We start from the raw sequence: 19679 nt of genomic DNA, 5'->3' as shown, positions 1-19679 counted from the left end.
GGTGTCGGCCCTCACTGCCTCCGCAGGTCGCCGGAGAAGCCCGCGACGACCAGGTGCAGGCTGCCGTCCGCGTTGCGGGTGTACACCTGGTCGTAGGGCCAGGCGACGCACCCGCTGCCCGGGCTTATCGGCGCTGTGCGCAGGACGACGCGGTCGGCGGCGGCCGACGTGAGGCTCGCGGTGGCGTCGCAGGACGGTGTGCCGGCGCCGGTGTTGTTGGTGATCTCGGCGACGGGCTCGCCCTTCTGGCCCTGCCGGATGGTGATCTTGAAGTCCGCCTCCGCGCGGATCGCGGGGCTGCCGAGCCGGCCCGCCCAGGTGCCCAGGAAGTCCGCGGGTATCGCGCCCGCAGGCGTCGGGGCCGGTGTCGGCGTCGGGCTCGGTGCCGGGGCTGTGGTGGTCGCCGTGGCGGCCGTCGTGGCCTGACCGGCCGAGGAGGTGCTGCTGCCGCTCGCCGTGGTGCCGTCGGGTCGGTTCCAGAGGTACACGCCGGTGCCCAGCAGCGCGGTCGTCAGGACGGCGGCGACGGCCACGCCGATGCGCCCGAGGCCCCGGCCGGCGGGTTGCCGGTACGGCGGCGGGTAGGGCGAGGGAGGGGTGGCGGCCAGGGTCAGGGGCGGGGCCTGGGGCAGAGGCGGGCCGAACTGCCCGGTCAGGGGTGCGAAGGCCGGCGGGGCGGGCGCCACGGTCGGGGGCGGCGGAGCGGGGGCCGCGGCGGCTCCGTCCAGGTCCAGCAGCTCGACCGCCAGCCCCGCGAGCGACCCGGCGACCGCCGGCGGCAGCCACGCTCTCCGCTTCAGGCGCTCGGCCGCCCCGGGGTCGTCGGCGGCCAGCCACGCCCCCAGCCGCTCCGGGGACGGCCGGTCCGCGGGGTCCTTCGCGAGGCAGGCCGCCACGATCGCGCACAGCTGCGGGTCCACCGCGTCCAGCGGCCCGAGGTCGGGGTCCTCGTGCAGCACCCGGTAGATCATGACGTGCGCGCTCACCCCCGAGCCGAACGGCGCCTCGCCCGTGGCCGCGTACGCGAGCACCGCGCCGAGCGAGAACACGTCCGACGCGGGCCCGGCCTTGGCGCCCCCGGCCTGCTCGGGCGAGAGGAAGCCGGGGGAGCCGACGACGAACCCGGACTGCGTGAGCGCCGTCGCGTCCAGGGCCCGGGCGATCCCGAAGTCGATCAGCCGCGGCCCGTCCAGCGCCAGCAGCACGTTCGACGGCTTGACGTCCCGGTGCACGAGCCCGCGCCCGTGCACGGCCGCCAGCGCCTCGGCCAGCCCGGCCCCGAGCGAGCGGACGGCCGGGGCGGGCAGCGGCCCGAAGTCCCGCACCGCCGCGCTCAGCGCGGGCCCGGCCACGTACCCGGTGGCCACCCACGGCCGCTCGCCCTCGGTGTCCGCGTCCAGCACCGGCGCCGTCCAGCTCCCGCCCACCAGGCGGGCCGCGGCCACCTCCTGCCGGAACCGCACCCGGAACTCCGGGTCCGCCGCGAACTGCGCGTGCACCGTCTTGACGGCCACCGTCCGCCCGCCGGCCGTCCGGCCCAGGTAGACCAGGCCCATCCCACCCGCACCCAGGCGGCGCAACAGCCGGTACTCGCCCACCTGCCGCGGATCCCCGGGCCCCAGTGCCTCCACGCCGTCGCTCCCCTCGCCGCCCCCGCCCACCGTCACGTCACGCCAGACGGTACCGGTGCACCACCCGGTTGCGGGCCGGAGCTCCGAACATCCGCTCCAGTGAGCGGACTTACGCGTTCCCGTCCAGCACGAGCGCCCACGCCAGGCAGCCCAGCGACGCCGTGCACAGCACCGCCCGCAGCACGTTGAACCGGGCCCAGCGCTCCTCGAACACGCGTCGCACGGCCGCCGGGTCCGCGATCCGTGCCGGCAAACCGGCCTTCTCCAGCTGGTCGTTGAGAGGGATGTTCACCGCCCGGGTCACGCCGATGTTCCCCACGTACAGCACCAGCGCCGCGATCGTGGCGGGCAGCGCGTCGTGCCCCTCCTCGGGCAGGTGCAGCGCGACGGCGGCCGCGCCGAACAGCAGCGCGCCGACGTAGCCGAGCACGAACCAGCCGTTCAGGATCGCGACGTTGACCTTCTGCATCACGTCGATGAACGTGCGGTCGTCGACCCGCCGCAGCGCGGGCATCACGGAGCACGCGTAGGCGTAGAACAGGCCCGCGGTCAGCCCGCAGGTGATCGTCGCCGCCACGAGCACGAGTGTGCGCGACAGTTCCATCTCGAAGGGCCCCTCACTGTGTGTCTCGGAGTCCCGGCGTCCCGATCCCTCGGTCCCCGCTGACTCGGTCCGTCCCCGTGCGCGTCGATCATCGGGCACGAACGGGTGCCGGGGCCACCCCGGCCGCTCAAGACGCCCTCAAATGACAATCCGTCAAATCATGCTCCCGCATCTACACTTGGCGGCCATGGACACGCTGACCGGACTCCTGGACGGCCCCAAGGCGCGCGGGGCGTTCCTGCTGCGCTCGATCCTCACCCCGCCGTGGTCGCTGCGCATCGAGGACCGCGCGCCGCTCTCCGTGGTCACCATGGTCCGCGGCGACGCGTGGATCCTGCCCGAACGCGGCACCCCGCTGCTCCTGCACCCCGGCGACGTCGCCATCGTGCGCGGCCCCGAGCCCTACACCGTCGCCGACGACCCCGACACGCCCGTCGACGTGATCGTCGGCCCCGGCCAGCAGTGCTCGCGCGGCGGCGTCGACGTCTCGGAGACCATGGCCCTCGGCGTCCGCACCTGGGGCCACGGCAACGAGCGCGACGACGCGTCCTCCGTCGTCCTCTCCGGCACCTACCAGGCCGAGCACGAGATCGGCCAGCGCCTCCTCGCCTGCCTGCCCGCCCTGCTCGTCCGCCCGGCCGGCACCGCCGCCGACGACACGCTGATCCACCTCCTCGCCGCCGAGATAGGGCGCAACGAGCCCGGCCAGGAACTCGTCCTGGACCGCATCCTCGACCTCCTCGTCGTCTCCGTCCTGCGCGCCTGGCTCGCCGCGCCCGACTCCGGCGCCCCCGCCTGGTACCGCGCCCAGCACGACCCCGTCGTCGGGCCCGTGCTGCGCCTCATGCACGACGACCCGGCCACCCCCTGGACCGTCGCCGACCTCGCCCAGCAGGTCGGCGTCTCCCGGGCCGGCCTCGCCCGCCGCTTCACCGCCCTGGTCGGCGAGCCCCCGATGGCCTACCTGGCCGGCTGGCGCCTCGCCGTCGCCGCCGACCTCCTGCGCGAGCCCGAGTGCACCGTCGCCTTCGCGGCCCGCAAGGTCGGCTACAGCAACGCCTTCGCCCTCTCCGCGGCCTTCAAGCGCGTGCGCGGCGTCAGCCCCCAGGAACACCGGCGCCTCGCCTCCACGAGCACCCCGAACCCCACGCCGGGCTTCTCCGGCCCCGCCGAGACGGTCGTCCTGGCCGGCTGACGGCGTCGTCACTCCTGGTGACCGTACGATCGCCGAAAGAGATCTTCGCGCGTCCTCGAAAATTCCTGGCGAGGGATGTCGAGAACGCGCGCCCGGCTCCGTCCCCGGGGTGGAAGCGACCACAATGGGTCGCACCGCACCGAGGAGAGACACCATGGCCAAGTACCTGCTGCTGAAGCACTACCGAGGCGCCCCGGCTCCGGTCAACTGCGTCCCGATGGACCAGTGGACGCCGGAGGAGATCTCGGACCACATCCGCTTCATGCACGACTTCGCCGCCCGGCTGGAGAAGACCGGCGAGTTCGTCGACGCCCAGGGCCTCGCCCCCGAGGGCATGTGGGTCCGCTACGACGGAGAGGGGCGCCCGGCGGTCACCGACGGCCCGTTCCCCGAGACCAAGGACCTCATCGCCGGCTGGATGATCATCGACGTCGACAGCCGCGAGCGCGCCGTCGAACTCGCCGGCGAGCTGTCCGCCGCCCCCGGCGCCGGCGGCAGGCCGATCCACGAGTGGCTGGAGGTCCGCGAGGTCATGGCCGCGCCGCCCACCATCACCGAGTAGCCTGCCGGGACGTGACCACCCCCATGGACGAAGCACTGCTCAGGAGCCTCACCCCGGGCGTGCTCGGCGCCCTCGTCCGCCGCGGAGCCGACTTCGCGGCGGCCGAGGACGCCGTCCAGGACGCCCTCGTCGAGGCCCTCCGGGTCTGGCCGGCCGACCCCCCGCGCGACCCGAAGGGCTGGCTGGTCACCGCCGCCTGGCGCAAGTTCCTCGACGCGACCCGGGCGGACTCCGCCCGCCGCCGCCGCGAGGACCGCGTCGACGAGGAGCCGCCGCCCGGGCCCGCGCCCGCGGCGGACGACACGCTCCAGCTCTACTTCCTGTGCGCCCACCCGTCGTTGACGCCCGCCTCCGCGGCCGCCCTCACCCTGCGCGCCGTCGGCGGCCTCACCACCCGCCAGATCGCCCAGGCCTACCTCGTCCCCGAGGCGACCATGGCCCAGCGGATCAGCCGCGCCAAGCGCACCGTCTCCGGCGTGCGCCTCGACCGGCCCGGCGACGTCGCCACCGTGCTGCGCGTCCTCTACCTGGTCTTCAACGAGGGCTACTCCGGCGACGTCGACCTCGCCGCCGAGGCCGTCCGGCTCACCCGGCAGCTCGCCGCCGTGATCGACCACCCCGAGGTGGCCGGACTGCTCGCCCTCATGCTGCTCCACCACGCCCGCCGCGCCTCCCGGACGGCGCCCGACGGCGGCCTCGTACCGCTCGCCGAGCAGGACCGCACCCGGTGGGACACCGGCCTGATCGCCGAGGGCGTCGGGATCCTCCAGGCGGCGCTCGCCCGCGACCGGCTGGGGGAGTTCCAGGCCCAGGCCGCCATCGCGGCGCTCCACGCGGACGCGCGGACCGTCGAGGAGACCGACTGGGTGCAGATCGTCGAGTGGTACGACGAGTTGGCGCACCTGACCGACAGCCCGGTCGTCCGCCTCAACCGCGCGGTCGCCGTGGGCGAGGCCGACGGCGCCCGCGCCGGGCTGGCGGCCCTCGCGGCGCTGGACGACTCCCTGCCCCGGCACACGGCGGCGTCCGCGTACCTCCACGAGCGCGACGGCGACCTGGCGACGGCGGCCCGGCTGTACGCCGAGGCCGCGCACAAGGCGCCCAACCTGGCGGAGCGCGACTACCTGACGCGGCAGGCGGCGCGGCTCAACGCCCGCCTGCGGGGGTGAGCCGCCCCCGGCCGCACGATCGAGCCTCCGTCGGTAATTCGGTTGACCTCGTGGTGCGGGAACGATCCACTGTGGCACGGGACATCACGCGTCGTGAGTCCGGCACCCAGGGGAGGCAGCAGCACCGATGGAGATCCGTTCCACGAGCAAGGAAGACCACGGCGTCTTCCTCGACACGCTCTTCGCCGCGTTCGGACGCTTCCCGGAGACCCCGGCCGAGGACGGCAGCGGGGTCTGGTGGTCGGCCCTGGAACTGGACCGCGGCGTGCTCGCCGAGACGTCGGACGGCCGTCCCGTCGGCACCGCCATCGCGTACTCCTTCGAACTCACCCTGCCCGGTGGGATCGTCGTCCCGGCCCCCGGGGTGTCGGGCGTCGGCGTCCTGCCCTCGCACCGCCGCCAGGGCGTGCTCACCGCGATGATGCGGCACCAACTCGACGACTTCCGGGCCCGGGGCGAGTTCCTCTCCGTCCTGCTCGCCTCCGAGGCGGGGATCTACGGCCGGTTCGGCTACGGCCCGGCGACGTACACGGGCCGCCTGACGGTGCCGCGCCACCGGGGCGCGTTCGCCGCGCCCCGGGCGGGTGGTGCTGCCGAGGCCGGTTCGGTCGAACTCCTGCGGCGCGCCGAGTGCGGCGCCATCATGGAGGACGTCTACGACCGGTACCGCCGCGCCCAGCCCGGCGCCGTGTCCCGGCCGCCCCACTGGTGGGCCCGGGGCGCCGGTCACGCGCCGACCGCCCGGACGCCGCGCTACGTCGCCGTCCACCGCGGCGCCGACGGCGTGCCGGACGGGTACGCCAGCTACTCGATGGGCGACCCCGACATCCTCACGGTCGACGAGATCATCGCCACCGACGACGCGGCCTTCACCGCCCTCGCCCGCTACCTGCTCGGCCACGACCTCGTCAGCCAGGTCGTGTTCAAGCACGTCCCGCCGGACCACCCGCTGCGCTGGCAGCTCGCGGACTTCAACGCCGGCCAGGTGGCCAACCACTCCGAGTGGCTGTGGGTGCGGCTGCTCGACGTCCCGCGCGCGCTCACCTCGCGCGGCTGGTTCGCCGACGGCGAGCTCGTCCTCGACGTCGACGACCCGTTCCTCGGCGAGCGCGCCCGCCACCTGCTCACCGTCCGCGACGGCAAGGCCGACTGCGTCCCGACGGACCGCGAACCCGACCTGTCCCTGGACATCCGCGACCTGGGCGCCGTCTACCTCGGCGGCACCGCCCCGAGCACGCTCGTGCGCGCCGGACACGTCCGGGCCCACCACCCGGGCGCGGCCGCCCTCGCCGACGCCCTCTTCCGCGCCGAGCGCCAGCCGCACTGCCTGCACTGGTTCTGACCTGCGGGCGGGGCGCGATCAGTGGGCCGGTGCGGGCCAGGTCGCCGGCAGTGAGTAGTGCCAACCCGCCCGCCAGGCGGGCGGGTTGGCGAGGACCTCCACCAGCGGCACTCCGGTCAGGAGGTGGTCCAGGGCCCACCGGTTCGCCGAGTGCGCGATGAGCAGCACCCGGCGGCCGTCCCAGCGGGCGGCGAGGTCGTGGAGCAGGGCGTCGGTGGCCGCGACGACCTGCCGGTAGCTCTGCCCGCCGGGAAACGGCTCGTCGACGTGCCGGAGCCGCCGGACGGCGACGAGGGAGGCCGGCGCGCCGTTGAGCTCGCCGTAGTCGCACTCGCGGAGCCGCACGTCCTGGTGCAGCGGCGGCACGCCGTCCGGGAACGCGATCCGGCCGGTCTCGACGGCCCGGTGCAGGTCGGAGGTGAACACGGCCGCGAACCCGCCGTCGCGCCGCCGCGCGCCCAGCTCCGCCGCCTGCCGCCGGCCTGCTTCCGACAGGCGGCCCGGGAGGTGGCCGGTGGCGATCCCGGCCTCGTTGTCCGTGGTCGTGGAGTGGGTCTCGTAGACGAGCTCGACCGCCATCGAGGGCTACCCGTTGCCGGCCGGCTTCGCCCCGCCGCCCTTGACCGGCCGCGTGTGGATCTTCGAGATGCAGGCCGGCAGCGCGGCACCGTCCTCGTGCTCGCGCGCCCGGTACGCGCTCGGGGTCTCGCCGACCAGCTCGGTGAACCGCGAACTGAACGACCCCAGCGACGTACAGCCCACCTCCATGCAGACCTCCGTCACCGTGAGGTCGCCACGCCGCAGCAGGGCCTTCGCCCGCTCGATCCGCCGGGTCATGAGGTAGCTGTACGGCGTCTCCCCGTACGCGGTGCGGAAGCTGCGCGAGAAGTGGCCCGCAGACATGAGGGCGGTGCGCGCAAGCGCCGTGACGTCCAGCGGCTGCGCGTAGTCGCGGTCCATCATGTCCCGGGCCCTGCGGAGCCGGACGAGGTCGTCGAGCGGCACACGGGACGCGTTACCGGCGGCTCTGCTCATCGATGACGTCTCCCCGCTCGGGCCACTGCGTTATGACCGAGGGTACCCGCCGACACGGGCGATGAGGGCGGAGATGTGGTGAGTGAGCCGCTCCGGGCTCTCCAGCGGCAGGTTGTGGCCGCTGCCCGGGATCGTGTCCAGCTGCGTGTCCGGCAGCGCGCGGGCGAGGTGATGGCTGTGGTTCGGGTTGACGATCTTGTCCTGGGTGCCGGTGAGGACCGTGGTGGGCGCGGTGATGGCGGCCAGCTGCGGCCGCAGGTCCATGTCGTGCGTGGCACCGAAGTAGGCGGCCCGGACGGCGGGCGGGGTGTTCGCGAACAGCTGCCGGTTCTGCTCGCGCGTCGCGAGGGTCGCGGTCGGCGCGAGCGTCTTGCCGAGCAACTGCCGCCCGAGCCACGGCACTCGCAGCGCCCGCGTGAACAGCTGACTGCCCATCATCCGGATCTCCCCGGCCGGGGTCACCTGGTCGTGCGAGGCCGTCGACGCGAGGAGCAGGGCCGCCAGCCGCCGCGGAGCCGCGTCCGGCGTCGTGGCATGGAGGTGCGCCGCGTAGGCGAGGGCCGCGTAACCGCCGCCGGAGTGGCCGGCCACGACGACGGGCCGGTCGGGGGACAGCGTGTCGACGACCGTCGCGAGGTCCTGCCCGAGCCGGGCGATGCTCAGCGGCTGCTCCCCGGCGGTGGACGCCGCGTGCCCCCGCTGGTCGTACGAGGCCACGGTGTGCCCGGCGGCGGCGAGCTGCCGGGCGACGGCGTGCCAGACCGTCCGGGAGGCGGCCCACCCGTGCACCAGCACCACCAACGGGCTGTCCGGGACGGGGATTTCGGGCCGGTGGAGCGTGACGGCGAGCCGGGCGCCGTCGTCGGTGGTGATGGTGCGGTCAGTGGTGATCATGCCTTCGTCCCCTTGCCCTTGGCGGTGTCTCGGTGGGTGCCTCGGTGGATGTCTCGGTGGGTGTCTCACCCGGTGCCTCGCCCGGTGCCTCGCCCGGTGCCTCGCCCGGTGTCGATGGTGGGTACGGGCATCGGCCTTCCGGGGGTTGGCCGTTCCGGTGTGGTCAGAGGATGTGCTGGCCGGGGGTGAGGGTGTGGCGGGGGTCGTGGCGCTGCTTGGCGGTGGTGAGGGTGGTCCAGCGGGCGCCATAGTGGCGCTGCCAGTCGGTGGTGGTCATGTTGGGGATGGCGCCGACGAGGTAGCGCTTGGCGCCCAGGCGTACGGCGGCGTCGTAGAGGTCGCGGTTGCGCCGGAGCGCGGCGGTGGGGTTGGTGCCGGGGGCGGGGAAGGTGAGGAAGTCGAAGAGATACGTGGTGGGGTGATCGGGGGTCATGGCGAGGGGCCGGGTGATCTTGCCGGTGGGGAAGGGGTAGAAGAGGAGGAGCCCGGCGCCGAGGTCGGTGGGGGTCACCTTGGTGAGGGCGTAGCGGGCGAACTCCTGGGCCCGGCCGGCGGGGAGGAACATGCTCAGCCAGGGCTTGGGGGCGCTCCAGTAGCCGAGGCTCTTGAGGTTGGCGGCGAAGGCGTCGACGCGGAACGTGTAATCGCGGTAGGTGGTATCGCTGATCTGGGTGTCGCCGGGCACGGGTGTGAGGCCGGCGAGCAGGGGTGCGGCGTCGGGGGGTGTGGTGCCGTTGTAGTGGGCGACGGCCTCGATCTTGTAACGGGCGTTGGGCGTGGGGTTGGCGGGGGATCGGGGCAGGAGGATCTCGCCGACCTGGCCGTCGAAACGCCCGTCGGCCATGATGCGCTCCTGGTCGGCGCAGTAGGCGGCGATGTCGTCGTAGAAGAGCAGGAACACGCGCGCGTTCTCCGGCGCCTTGGTGAGGGCGACGGTGGCCCGGGTGATGATGCCGACCTGGCCGGCACCGGCGAGGGCGGCCTCGAACAGACCGCGGTTGCGGGTGGCCGAGGCGGTGAGGGTGCGGCCGGTGCCCGTGACGATCTCGATCTCGCTGACCGTGTCGGCCTGCAGGCCGTGCTTCTGGACGGCGTTGCCGATGCCGCCGACGCTGATCGTGCCGCCGATGGAGAGGTGGAGGTAGTCGGTGAGGCACGGCGGGGTGAGGCCCTGCGCGAGGGCGGCGTTGGTGAGCTGGGCCCAGGTGACGCCGGGGTCGACGACGGCGTGGGTGGGGGTGATCGCGTGGATGGTGTCCAGTGAGCGGGCGTCGATCGCGATGCCGCCGGGGACGGCCGCCTGGCCGTAGTTGGAGTGGGACTCGTACTCGCCGTCGGTGCCGCCCTGCCCGTTCATGGCGACGGTGAGGCCGGTCTTGTTGGCGTAGTCGATGATGGCCGCGATGTCGCGGGTGGAGCGGGGCCGCAGCACGGCGCGGGGGGTGTTGTGCGTCAGACGCCCGAAGTCGTCCGAGAAGGCGGCAAGCGTGGTGGCATCGGTGGTGAGCGTGCCGTCGAGCGCCGGGACGGGGACGACGTCGGCGACCGCGTCCGTCGATGTGGTGGCCCAGGCGCGCGTGGCGGTGTTCCAACCGATGACGGCGGAGGCCGCGCCGGCGATCAGCGTCCGTCGGGACAGGCCGGGTGTGTGCATGTCGGTGGTCTCATTCCGGTGATGGTTTGTGGGTGTGCTCTTCGGTTTTGTGTGTTGGTTAGTTGTGGGTGTTGTGGGTGTTGTGGGTGGTGTTTTGGGTGGTGGTGGTTTGGTAGTTGGTGTGGTCGAAGTGGTTGGTTTGTTTGCGGTAGGTGTGGGTGTAGGTGGGCCAGATGGTGGGGTTGTTGCCGTGGGTGTCGTGGTACCAGCTGTGGCAGTTGCCGGTGTTCCAGACGGTGTTTTTGAGTTTGTGTTGGAGTTTGGTGTTGTAGTGGGTTTGGGCTTGGTGGCGGGGGTGGAGGCTGGTGATGTTGTGGGTGGTGGTGGTTTTGAGGGCTTGGATGATGTAGGTGATTTGGGCTTCGATGATGACGGTTTGGGAGGAGTGGCCGAGGGTGGTGTTGGGGCCGAGGAGCATGAAGAGGTTGGGGTAGCCGTGGATGGTGGTGCCGCGGTGGGCTTGGATGCCGTGTTGTGTCCAGGTTTGGTTGAGGGTGGTGCCGTTGGCGTTGTGGATGCGGTGGGTGATGGGTTGGTTGGTGGGGGTGAAGCCGGTGGCGAGGATGATGGTGTCGATGTGGCGGGTGGTGCCGTCGGTGGTGGTGATGTGGGTGGGGCCGATGTTTTTGATGGGGGTGGTGATGATGTTGACGTTGGGTTGTTGGATGGCGGGGTACCAGGTGTTGGAGAAGAGGAGGCGTTTGCAGCCGATGGTGTAGTCGGGGGTGAGGAGGGTTCGGAGGTGGGGGTCGGGGACGGATTTTTTGAGGTGGGTGGTGGCCATGTTTTTCATGGCGGTGGTGCGGGTGGGGCGGGACATGAAGAAGGCGATGATTTCGCGGCCGTGTTTGTTGAAGTTGCGGCGGAATTGCTGGTAGCCGGGGAGGTGTTGGAGCATCCAGGTGTGGCGGGGGGTGTTGGGTTTGTCGGGTTTGGCGGCGATCCAGGGTGGGGTGCGCTGGTAGAGGTCGAGGCGTGCGGCTTGGGGTTGGATGTGGGGGAGGAATTGGATGGCGGAGGCGCCGGTGCCGATGACGGCGATGGTGCGGCCGGTGAGGTTGTGGTGGTGGTTCCATTGGGCGGAGTGGAAGAGGGTGCCGGTGAAGGTGTGGATGCCGGGGATGTCGGGGATGGCGGGGGTGGAGAGGTAGCCGGTGCCGGTGATGAGGAATTGGGTGGTGTAGCGGCCGCCGGTGGTGTTGAGGTCCCAGTGGTGGTGGGTGTCGTTCCAGTGGGCGGTGAGGAGTTCGTGGTTGTAGCGCAGGTAGGGCAGGACGCCGTGTTTGTGGGCGCAGTCGCGGAGGTAGTCGTGGACTTCGGTCTGGGTGGCGAAGGTGGATTTCCAGTGGGGGTTGCGGGCGAAGGAGAAGGAGTAGAGGTGGGCTTGGACGTCGCAGGCGCAGCCGGGGTAGGTGTTGTCGCGCCAGGTGCCGCCGAGGTCGTCGGCGCGTTCGAAGACGAGGAAGTCGTCGGTGCCGGTCTGCAGGAGGCGGATGGCGGTGCCGAGGCCGGAGAAGCCGGTGCCGATGACGGCGACTTTGAGGTGGCGTAGGACGGGGCCGGCGCCGGCGGCGGGGGCCGCGGTGGTGTCGGTGGTGGGGTCGGTGGTGGCCTGGGCGGGGGTGGGGGTGGGGGGCGGGCCGTCGTCGCTGGTGGTGGTGGGGCGGGGGGTGGTGGTGGTCATGGTGGTGGTGTGTTCCTTTCTTTGTGTTCCTGGGGTTGTGGCTGAGGCCCGGGCTTATGGCTGCTGTCCGGGGGTGGGTGTGCGGGCCGCGGGGGTGGTGGCTGGGGCTTGTTGAGGCGGGTGCCGGGCGGTGGCGCTCTGGGTGTGGGGGCGGGGCGGGGCGGGGTTTCCCGGGGTGCGGCCCGGGGTGCGACCCCGGGGGGCGTGGTGGCGTGTTTTGCCGGGTGTTGTGGTGGCCGTTTCCCGTGGCGGGCCGGGGTGTTCGGTGTGTTGTTTTTTCGTGGTGGGTCCTGGTGGCGGGCCGGGGTCGCGGCGGGTTCCGGGTGGTGTTGCGTTGTGTGGTGCGGGAGTTGACTTCGGGGGGCGGGGGCGGGGCCGGCTGCCGGGGTGGCTCCTGTGTTGTTCCGGGGCCGTTTCGTGGGCTGGTTGCCGGTGTCGTTCCTGGGGCCGGTGCCCTGGTGGCCTTCTGTGGTGTCGTGTGGCCGTTTTGGGCCGGCTCCGTTCCGCTGTGTCCGCGCCGGCTCCGTTCCGCTGTGTCCGCGCCGGCTCGGTTCTGTTGTGTCCGTGTCGGCTTGGTTCTGTTGTGTTTGTGCGGGCTCCGTGCGGGGGTTTGCGTGCCGGTCCGGGTTGTTCCCGGTGTCGTTCCTCGGGTTGTCCGTGAGTGGTTCCTCGGGCCGGTGTGGAGCGGTTCCGTGGGTCGTTCCTTGGGCCGGTCCTGATCTGTTCCTTGGGCGTGTGGAGTTGTTCTCGGGGCCGGCCTCGACGGGTTGCTCCTGTGCTGTTTCCCGGGGTGGTTCTGGTGGGGTGGTTGCCGGTGTTGTCCGTGGGGTCGTGCGGCCCGTCGTGTGGCGGTTGTGGGCGGGCTCGGTTGCGTTGTGCCCGTGCGGGCCTCGTGCCGGCTGGTGCTGTTCCTGAGGTGTTCCTCGGGCGGGCTGTGTGTTTCGGGTTGTTGGTGTGGGCTGCTGCGGTCCTGCGGGTGCGGTGCGGCCGCAACGAGGCCCCGGTGAACGGCTCTTGGGATGTTCCGGCGGCGGCCCGGCGGCCCGGCGGCCCGGCAGCCCGGCAGCCCGGCGGCCCGGTAGCACGGCACCTTGGCGGCCCGGCAGTCCGGTACCGGGGTACCGCGGCGGCCCGGCACCATGGCACTTGGGCTGTTCCGGCGGCCCGGTACCGGGGTGCCGGGGTGCCGCGGGAGCCTGGCGGCGTGGTGTCTGGGTTCCGGTGCGGTCGCCCCGGGGACGCCGGGGCCGGGGCCGGTGGTTGGGGTTGGGGGGTTGGGGGTTTTAGGGGCGGCGGGTGAGGGTGACGCGGAAGTTGTTGAAGATGTGGTCTTCGAGGGTGTAGGCGAAGATGTCGAGGTAGCGTTCGAAGCGGGCGATGGTGGTTTCGTCGGCGTGGGTGAGGGCTTCGGTGCGGTGGGTGGCGAGGTGGTGGAGCCAGGCGCGGCAGGCGCGGGCGAAGGATTCGGGTTCGTTGCGGATTTCGGTGACTTCGAAGAGTCCGTCGAGGCCGGTGGCGAGTTCGGGCAGGCGGGGGATGTGGCAGCCTTCGAATTCTTCGCGCTGGAGGAATTTGAGGTCGTCGAGGAGCTGGCGGCGCAGGGGCGGGTTTTCGACGGTCATGGTGTGGAGGACGAAGCGGGCGCCGGGCTTGAGGAGGGAGTGGACCTGCTTGAAGAAGACGCGGTAGCGCTGGGTGCGTTCTTTGGGGGTGAGGGAGGACAGGACGAAGTGTTCGAGGGCGTTGATGCAGAACGCGGCGTCGTAGGGCTGGCCGTCGTGCTGGTGGTCTTCCCAGGATTCGACGCGGGCTTCGATGGCGGGGTTGTCGAGGGCGGTGATGAAGTCGGCCTGGGTGCGGGAGAGGGTGACGCCGACGGCGCGGGTGACGCCGTGGACGGTGGTGAGGCGGTTCAGCATGGTGCCCCAGCCGCAGCCGATGTCGAGGACCTTGGCGGTGTGGGCGGCGTGGGCGAGGTCGGTGAAGACGTCGAGCTTGCGTTCCTGGGCTTCGTCGAGGGTGGCGACGAGGTCTTCGCCGTCTTCCCAGTAGCCGCCGGAGTACATCATGGTGGGGCCCAGGATGAGGCGGTAGAGGTCGTTGCCGACTTCGTAGTGGTGGCGGATGGCTTCGACGTCGGGGTTGATGGAGCGGGCGTCGATGGTGGTCATCGGGGGTGTCCTGTTCTGTCGGGGGTGGGTTGTGGTGTGGTTGCGGGCCGGGGCCGCCGGGTGGCGGTCGTCGGGGCCCGGTGGTGGGGGTGTCGGGGCCGGCGTGCGGTGACGGTCTGTCCGTGGCGGGTGCCGGTGGCCCGGGTGTTGTGCCGGGCGTGCGGTGTGCGGCCGTGGGGGGCCGGTGGCCGCGGTGGTGCGTGGACCGGGGTGCGGTGGTGCCTGGCGGTCCGGCGCGGGTGGTGCTTCGGTACTTGTGACGCTGGGTTGTTCGGTTCCTGGTGCGGGCGGGCCGGTTCCGGGTCGGGCCCGGTGGTGGCTGGTGCCGGTTTTTGTCCGGTGGTGCGGTGAGGGCTGGAGCCGGGTGGCGCCTGGCCGTTGAGTGCCGTTGCCGGGTGCCGTTGTCCGGCGGTGCATTGGTCGTGGTGCGGGTGACCGGGCCGGCGTGCGGCGACGGTCTGTCCGCGGCCGGTGCCGGTGGCCCGGGTGTTGTTCCGGGGTGAGGCGTGCGGTGTGCGGCCGTTGGGGCCGGTGGCCGCGGCGGTGCGTGGACCAGGGTGCGGTGGTGCCGGGTGGTGCGGCGCCGGTGGTCGGTGGTGCTTCGGTACGTGTGACGCCGGGTTGTTGGGTTCCTGGTGCGGGCGGGCCGGTTCCGGGTCGGGCCCGGTGATGGCTGGTGCCGGTTCCCGTCCGGTGGTGCGGTGAGGCCTGGAGCCGGGTGGCGCCTGGCCGTTCAGTGCCGGTTGCCGGTTGCCCGTTGTCCGGCGGTGCGCTGGTCGGCGGTGCGCTGGTCGTGGTGTGGGTGTGGGGGCCGGCGTGCGGTGACGGTCTGTCCGTGGCGGGTGCCGGTGGCCCGGTGTTGTGGCGGGCGTGCGGTGTGCGGCCGTTGGGGGGCCGGTGGCCGTGGTGGTGCGGGCGTCGTGAGGCGTGGGCCTTGCGGCGGTGGTGCCCGGCGGTCCGGCGCCGGTGGCCGGTGGCGCTTCGGTACTTGTGACATTGCTCTGTTCGGTTCCTGGGGCGGGCGGGCGGGCGGGCGGGCCGGTTCCGGGTCGGGCCCGGTGATGGCTGGTGCCGGTTCCCGTCCGGTGGTGCGGTGAGGCCTGGAGCCGGGTGGCGCCTGGCCGTTCAGTGCCGGTTGCCGGTTGCCGGTTGCCGGTTGCCCGTTGTCCGGCGGTGCGCTGGTCGTGGGGCGGTGGTGCGGGTGGCCGGCCGGTGGTTCCTTGGCGCGGGTACTGCCCGGCGCTGCGGTGTTGCTGGCCGGGTGGCCCGGCGTTGGTGCCTGGTGCGGTGGGCGTCCGGCACGTTAGGCCTGTCGCCTGTCGCCTGTCGCCTGTCGCCTGTCGCCTGTCGCCTGTCGCCTGTCGCCTGTCGCCTGTCGCCTGTGGGGCGTTGGGCGGGTTCGTTGTTCGGTGGTGGTGCGGTGCCGGCCTGGTGCCGGGGCGGGCGGTGGTGCTTGTGGTGCCCGGTGGTTCGGCATCGGTGGTGGTCCCGTGGCCCGGTTGGCGTGCCGGGGGTGAGGGGTTCGTCCTTTGCCTGTGGGGCGGTGGTGCTTGTGGTGCCTGGTGGTGCGGTACCGGTGGTGGCCGGTGCCGGTTCCCGTCCGGTGGTGCGGTGGGCCTGGGGGCGGGTGGTGTCCGGCTGTTGAGGGTGGTTGCCGGTTGCCCGGTTTTGCTCCGGGTGTGAGGCGTGGGTGCGGGGTGCCGGCCGGTGGCGGTGTTCCGTGTGGTGCTGGTAACCGGTCGAGCGATGGTGCCTGGTGGTGCGGTGGCCGTTCAGCGCGTTCTGACGGTTGCCCGGTTGCCCGGTTGCCCGGTGGGGCGTTGGGGCGTTGGGCGGTGGTGCGGGGTCCTTTGCCCGGGCGGTGGTGCCCTGGTGGTGCGAGGCTGGTCGCTGGTGGTGCTTCGGACGTTGTGGCGCTTGGCTGTTCAGGGCCTGGCGCCGGTGGGTCGGCGGTGGGGCGGTGCCCGCGCGGTGGCGGGCGGTGGTGCTTGTGGTGCCTGGTGGTGCGGTGGGGCCTGGGGGCGGGTGGCGCCTGGCCGTTCGGCACCGTTGCCCGGTGGTGGGTCGGGTGGTGGTTCTTCGGTGCGGGTGGCGCTGTTCCTGGTGTGCCCGGTGCCCGGTGCCCGGTGCCGGCTGTTTGGTGCCCGGTGCTTGGTGCCCGGTGCCGGCTGCCAGCTGCCTGGTGTTTGGTGCCTGGTGTGTGGTGCCGGTTTGTTGGCGGGTGGGTGGGTGTGCGGGGGTGGGGGGTGTTGGGTGGTGCGGTCGTGGGTCAGGTAAGCGTGGTCCTCGCAAGTGGTGCGCAACAGGGGTGGTTGTGGGGGGTGGTTGCGGGGTTTTTGCGTGGGGGCGGGTTCCATGCGGTTGTCGAAAGCGACACGGTTGCGGCGTCTGCCCGGCTCCGTCGTCCCGGGGGGTTTTCCTGGGGGGCTGGTTGGGGTGGGTGTGGCCGGTGGTCCGCGTTTCCAGCGTGGGCGGCCGGTCCGGTCGGGTCCGGGTCGTGTTCGTGTGAACGGCCTGGCGGGACCGGCTGGTTGGCCGGTCCGGCGGCCCGGCACCGTTGTGCCCGGCTCTGTCTTCCCCGGGGGGATTTCTTCCCCGGGGGGGCTGGGGGTGGGTGTGGCCGGTGGTCCGCGTCTGCGGCGCGGCCGCCCGGCCCGGCCTGGCCCGCCCGGCCCGGTCTGGCCCGGTCGGGTCTGGTCCGGTTCGGTCTGGCCCGGCCTGGTCTGGTCTGGTCTGGCCGTGTTCGGTCTGGTTCGGGCCTGTGCTGTGTGGGCGGCCCTGTCAGGGGCTGTGGTTCGGCGTCCTTTGTTCCGGCGCGTGGTGTGTCGGGGGGCGCGTGTGTGTGGAAGGGATGGTTGTGTGATGTCGGGGATTCCTTCGGTTGAGGATCTGGCGGCGCAGTTGCAGGCGGTGTCGGGTGCGCGGGAGATCGATGCGGATGCGGCGTTGCAGCACATCGCGGATGTGGATTCGCTGGATCTGATGGAGTGGCTGTACGGGTTCCAGAACGCGTATCCGCATATCGGGGCGGATGAGTCGTTGTTCGCGGACATCGATGACACGACGACGTTGCGGGTGGTGCACGGGCGGATCGTGGCGCTGGCCGGCGGCGCGGGTTCGGGTTCCTGAGGGGGGCGGGGAGGCAGGGGAGAGGGGGCGGGTGGTGAGCGGTTTCGATGTCGCCGGGTGGGGGATGTGGGTTCCCGGCCGGGTGGTGACCAGTGCGCAGCTGGCGGAGCGGTTCGGTGTGGATGAGCACTGGATCGTCTCCAGGTGCGGGATCCGTGAGCGGCGGGCGGTGTCGGCGGGTGAGACGACGGCGTCGATGGCGGTGGAGGCGGGCCGGCGGGCGCTGGAGCGGGCGGGGTTGTCGGGGTCGGATGTGGCGCATCTGATCGTGGCGACGGCGACGCCGGAGCAGCCGTCGCCGGCGACGTCGGCGTTCGTGCACGAGGCGCTGGGGATCGCGGGCAGTGCGCATGACGTGAACGCGGAGTGTGCGGGGTTTGTGTATGCGCTGGTGACGGCGGCGGGTCTGATGCGGATGGATCCGCGGCCGGTGCTGGTGGTGGGTTCGGACACGCACACGCTGACGGCCAATCCGGCGGACCGGGATCTGTCGATCCTGGTGGGGGATGGTGCGGGGGCGGTGGTGCTGGTGCCGGGGCCGGTGGACCGGGTGCGGGCGTGGAATCTGGGTGCGGACGGCTCGTGCAAGGACTCGTTGAAGGTCCTGGCGGGTGGTTCGCGGATGCCGGTCAGTGAGGAGACGGTGCGTGCCGGTCTGCATTATGCGCAGATCAACGGTAATGAGATCTATCTGAACGCGGTGCGGTACACGGTGCGCACGATCCGCGAGACGCTGGAGCAGGCGAAGGTGAGTGCGCTGGATGTGGATCATGTGGTGCCGCATCAGGCGAACATCCGGATCATCAATTCGGTGCTGAATCACACGGGGATTCCCGCGGACCGGCTGGTGGCGAATCTGGACCGGTATGGCAACACGGCGTCGGGTTCGGTGCCGATCGCGCTGGCGGAGGCGCTGGACGCGGGGCGGATCAAGGATGGTGACACGGTGTTGCTGGCCGGGTTCGGTGCGGGGATGACGTGGGGTTCGATGCTGCTGACCTGGGGAGGTGCGGCGTGAGCGGCCAGGACACGGGAGCCCGGGACACGGGCCGGGACGTGAGTGCCCGGGAGACGGGCACCCGGGACACGGGCGGCCGGGACGTGAGTGCCCGGGATGCGGGTGCCCGGGATGAGGCGGGCCGGGATGCGGGTGGCCGGGGTGGTGTGGGCCGGCGGCCGGTGTCGCCGGTGGCGCTGGTGACGGGTGCCTCGGGCGGGTTGGGGCGGGAGCTGGCGCTGGAGCTGGATGCGGCGGGGTGCCGGGTCGCGGTGCATTTCAACTCCTCGCGCCAGGCGGCCGAGGAGGTGGCGGGCAAGCTGGTGAACGATCATGTGGTGGTGGGCGGGGACGTGGCCGATCACGGCGCGGTGCTGGCGATGGCCGCGGAGATCGAGGCGGTGCTGGGTCCGGTGGACGTGCTGGTCAACAACGGCGGGATCCGCAGGGACGCGCTGATGGCGATGCAGTCGCCGGCGGACTGGCGCCGGGTGGTCGACACGAATCTGGTCGGTTCGTTCCACACGGCGCGGGTGTGTGTGCCGGGGATGCTGCGGGCGCGGTGGGGGCGGGTGGTGAACATCGTGTCGCCGTCGGCGCTGATCGCGACCGCCGGGCAGACGGCGTATTCGGCGTCGAAGGCGGGGCTGGTCGGGATGACGCGGACGCTGGCGGCGGAGTGCGGGCGGCGGGGGGTGACGGTCAACGCGCTGTCGCCCGGGTTCATGATCACGGGGATGACGGACACGCTGCCGCAGAAGGTGATCGAGGCGATGCGGGACAAGGCGCCGATCCCGCGGTTCGTGACTCCGCAGGAGGTCGCGCGGGCGATCCACCTGTTCCTGGACCAGGACTGCATGACCGGTCAGGTCATCAGCATCGACTCGGGCGCCTCGATCACCTGACCCCCCGCAGCCCCGGCCGGCCCCGGGCAGGCCGCCTGCCCGGCGCTGCGGGGCAGGGCCCCTGGACACCCCCTGCGGGGCGGGCCCTGCGCGGACGGGTCCCGTCCCCCCCGGGCCCGGTCCGCCGGGGGCCTGGTCTCCGCGGCGCCACGCGACCGTCCCCGGCCCCGTCCCCGGCCCGGTCCCGGGCCCCCGTCCCCGGCCCCGGGGCGGGGGACGGTCCCGGCCTCGCACCGTCCGCGCAGGGCCCCCGCCCGGGCCTGCTGCCTTGTGGCCGGTGCCGTCCCGCCCCGCCCCCGACGCTCTCCCCGCCCCCCGCGAGAGCGTCGGGGGCGGGGCCGTGGCCGTGTGCGGGCCCGGGCAGGGCCGGCCGGTTCCTGAGGGGTACTGGTCGGCGGCCCGGGCTCGTCCCGGCTCTGGGTGCGGTTTCTTCTCCCGTCCCGCCGTGCGGCCGGCCCCCGGGCCGGTTGCCGGTCCCGGGCCCGGTAGCGCTCCGCGCGGGCACCGCCCCTGCCGGCGTCCGCCCGCCCCCTGCCGGCGTCCGCCCGCCCCCTGCCGGCGTCCGCCCGCCCCCTGCCGGCGTCCGCCCGCTCCCGCTGGTGCGGCCCGTCCCTGCCGGCGTCCGCCCGCTCCCGCTGGTGCGGCCCGTCCCTGCCGGCGTCCGCCCGCTCCCGCCGGTGCGGCCCGTCCCTGCCGGCGTCCGCCCG

At 72.8% G+C, this 19679-nt stretch carries 15 protein-coding genes; 7 read left to right on the top strand and 8 right to left on the bottom strand.

Translation table 11 applies throughout. The annotated features are described in order from the left end of the window. Positions 1 to 11: 11 nt before the first annotated feature. Positions 12 to 1631 carry a serine/threonine-protein kinase gene (locus tag ACFVSN_RS29385; RefSeq protein WP_387956875.1) on the bottom strand — a complete coding sequence of 540 codons (1620 nt, stop codon included), beginning with the start codon at positions 1629 to 1631 and terminating at the stop codon, positions 12 to 14. 109 nt (positions 1632 to 1740) lie between these two features. After that, a complete protein-coding gene (locus ACFVSN_RS29380; RefSeq protein WP_387601601.1) occupies positions 1741 to 2235 on the bottom strand; it encodes a DUF1772 domain-containing protein in 495 nt (164 codons plus the stop codon). 187 nt (positions 2236 to 2422) lie between these two features. On the opposite strand from ACFVSN_RS29380, the gene ACFVSN_RS29375 reads away from it, so the two are divergent. From ACFVSN_RS29375 to ACFVSN_RS29360, 4 genes are all read left to right on the top strand, one after another. Then, positions 2423 to 3430 carry an AraC family transcriptional regulator gene (locus ACFVSN_RS29375; RefSeq protein WP_387601598.1) on the top strand — a complete coding sequence of 336 codons (1008 nt, stop codon included), beginning with the start codon at positions 2423 to 2425 and terminating at the stop codon, positions 3428 to 3430. 154 nt (positions 3431 to 3584) lie between these two features. Continuing rightward, complete coding sequence (locus tag ACFVSN_RS29370) at positions 3585 to 3992, top strand: YciI family protein (RefSeq protein WP_359974921.1); 408 nt, start codon at positions 3585 to 3587, stop codon at positions 3990 to 3992. A 23-nt stretch (positions 3993 to 4015) separates the two neighbouring features. After that, complete coding sequence (locus tag ACFVSN_RS29365; RefSeq protein ID WP_387601643.1) at positions 4016 to 5161, top strand: RNA polymerase sigma factor; 1146 nt, start codon at positions 4016 to 4018, stop codon at positions 5159 to 5161. Positions 5162 to 5288: 127 nt separating this feature from the next. Then, positions 5289 to 6503 carry a GNAT family N-acetyltransferase gene (locus ACFVSN_RS29360; protein ID WP_387601594.1) on the top strand — a complete coding sequence of 405 codons (1215 nt, stop codon included), beginning with the start codon at positions 5289 to 5291 and terminating at the stop codon, positions 6501 to 6503. Between the two features lie 18 nt (positions 6504 to 6521). Here the strand turns inward: ACFVSN_RS29360 and ACFVSN_RS29355 are convergent, their stop codons facing one another. From ACFVSN_RS29355 to ACFVSN_RS29330, 6 genes are all read right to left on the bottom strand, one after another. Next, positions 6522 to 7082: a histidine phosphatase family protein gene (locus ACFVSN_RS29355; protein ID WP_387601591.1), complete on the bottom strand. Its 561-nt coding sequence runs from the start codon at positions 7080 to 7082 to the stop codon at positions 6522 to 6524. A 6-nt stretch (positions 7083 to 7088) separates the two neighbouring features. Continuing rightward, positions 7089 to 7538, bottom strand: coding sequence for a helix-turn-helix transcriptional regulator (locus tag ACFVSN_RS29350; RefSeq protein ID WP_380447138.1), 450 nt, complete (start codon positions 7536 to 7538; stop codon positions 7089 to 7091). 30 nt (positions 7539 to 7568) lie between these two features. Beyond that, the gene (locus tag ACFVSN_RS29345; protein ID WP_387601587.1) at positions 7569 to 8432 is read right to left on the bottom strand and encodes an alpha/beta fold hydrolase; all 864 of its coding nucleotides are present in this window, start codon (positions 8430 to 8432) and stop codon (positions 7569 to 7571) included. A 163-nt stretch (positions 8433 to 8595) separates the two neighbouring features. Continuing rightward, positions 8596 to 10086, bottom strand: a complete 1491-nt coding sequence (locus ACFVSN_RS29340) for an FAD-binding protein (protein ID WP_387601585.1) — start codon at positions 10084 to 10086, stop codon at positions 8596 to 8598. Between the two features lie 58 nt (positions 10087 to 10144). Next, complete coding sequence (locus tag ACFVSN_RS29335) at positions 10145 to 11770, bottom strand: flavin-containing monooxygenase (RefSeq protein ID WP_387956873.1); 1626 nt, start codon at positions 11768 to 11770, stop codon at positions 10145 to 10147. Between the two features lie 1283 nt (positions 11771 to 13053). After that, the gene (locus ACFVSN_RS29330) at positions 13054 to 13941 is read right to left on the bottom strand and encodes a class I SAM-dependent methyltransferase (protein WP_380448689.1); all 888 of its coding nucleotides are present in this window, start codon (positions 13939 to 13941) and stop codon (positions 13054 to 13056) included. A 2862-nt stretch (positions 13942 to 16803) separates the two neighbouring features. On the opposite strand from ACFVSN_RS29330, the gene ACFVSN_RS29325 reads away from it, so the two are divergent. The 3 genes from ACFVSN_RS29325 (at position 16804) to ACFVSN_RS29315 (ending at position 18972) form a co-directional block, all read left to right on the top strand. Beyond that, a complete protein-coding gene (locus tag ACFVSN_RS29325; RefSeq protein WP_380448692.1) occupies positions 16804 to 17070 on the top strand; it encodes a hypothetical protein in 267 nt (88 codons plus the stop codon). Between the two features lie 34 nt (positions 17071 to 17104). Further along, positions 17105 to 18088: a 3-oxoacyl-ACP synthase III family protein gene (locus ACFVSN_RS29320; RefSeq protein ID WP_380448694.1), complete on the top strand. Its 984-nt coding sequence runs from the start codon at positions 17105 to 17107 to the stop codon at positions 18086 to 18088. Positions 18089 to 18234: 146 nt separating this feature from the next. Next, complete coding sequence (locus ACFVSN_RS29315) at positions 18235 to 18972, top strand: SDR family NAD(P)-dependent oxidoreductase (protein ID WP_387603894.1); 738 nt, start codon at positions 18235 to 18237, stop codon at positions 18970 to 18972. Positions 18973 to 19679 lie beyond the last annotated feature (707 nt).

The organism is Kitasatospora sp. NPDC057904, from assembly GCF_042887925.1.
In the GTDB taxonomy this organism is placed as follows: domain Bacteria; phylum Actinomycetota; class Actinomycetes; order Streptomycetales; family Streptomycetaceae; genus Kitasatospora.
Note: the sequence above shows the minus strand (reverse complement) of the source record. Positions and strands in the feature narration are given on the sequence as shown.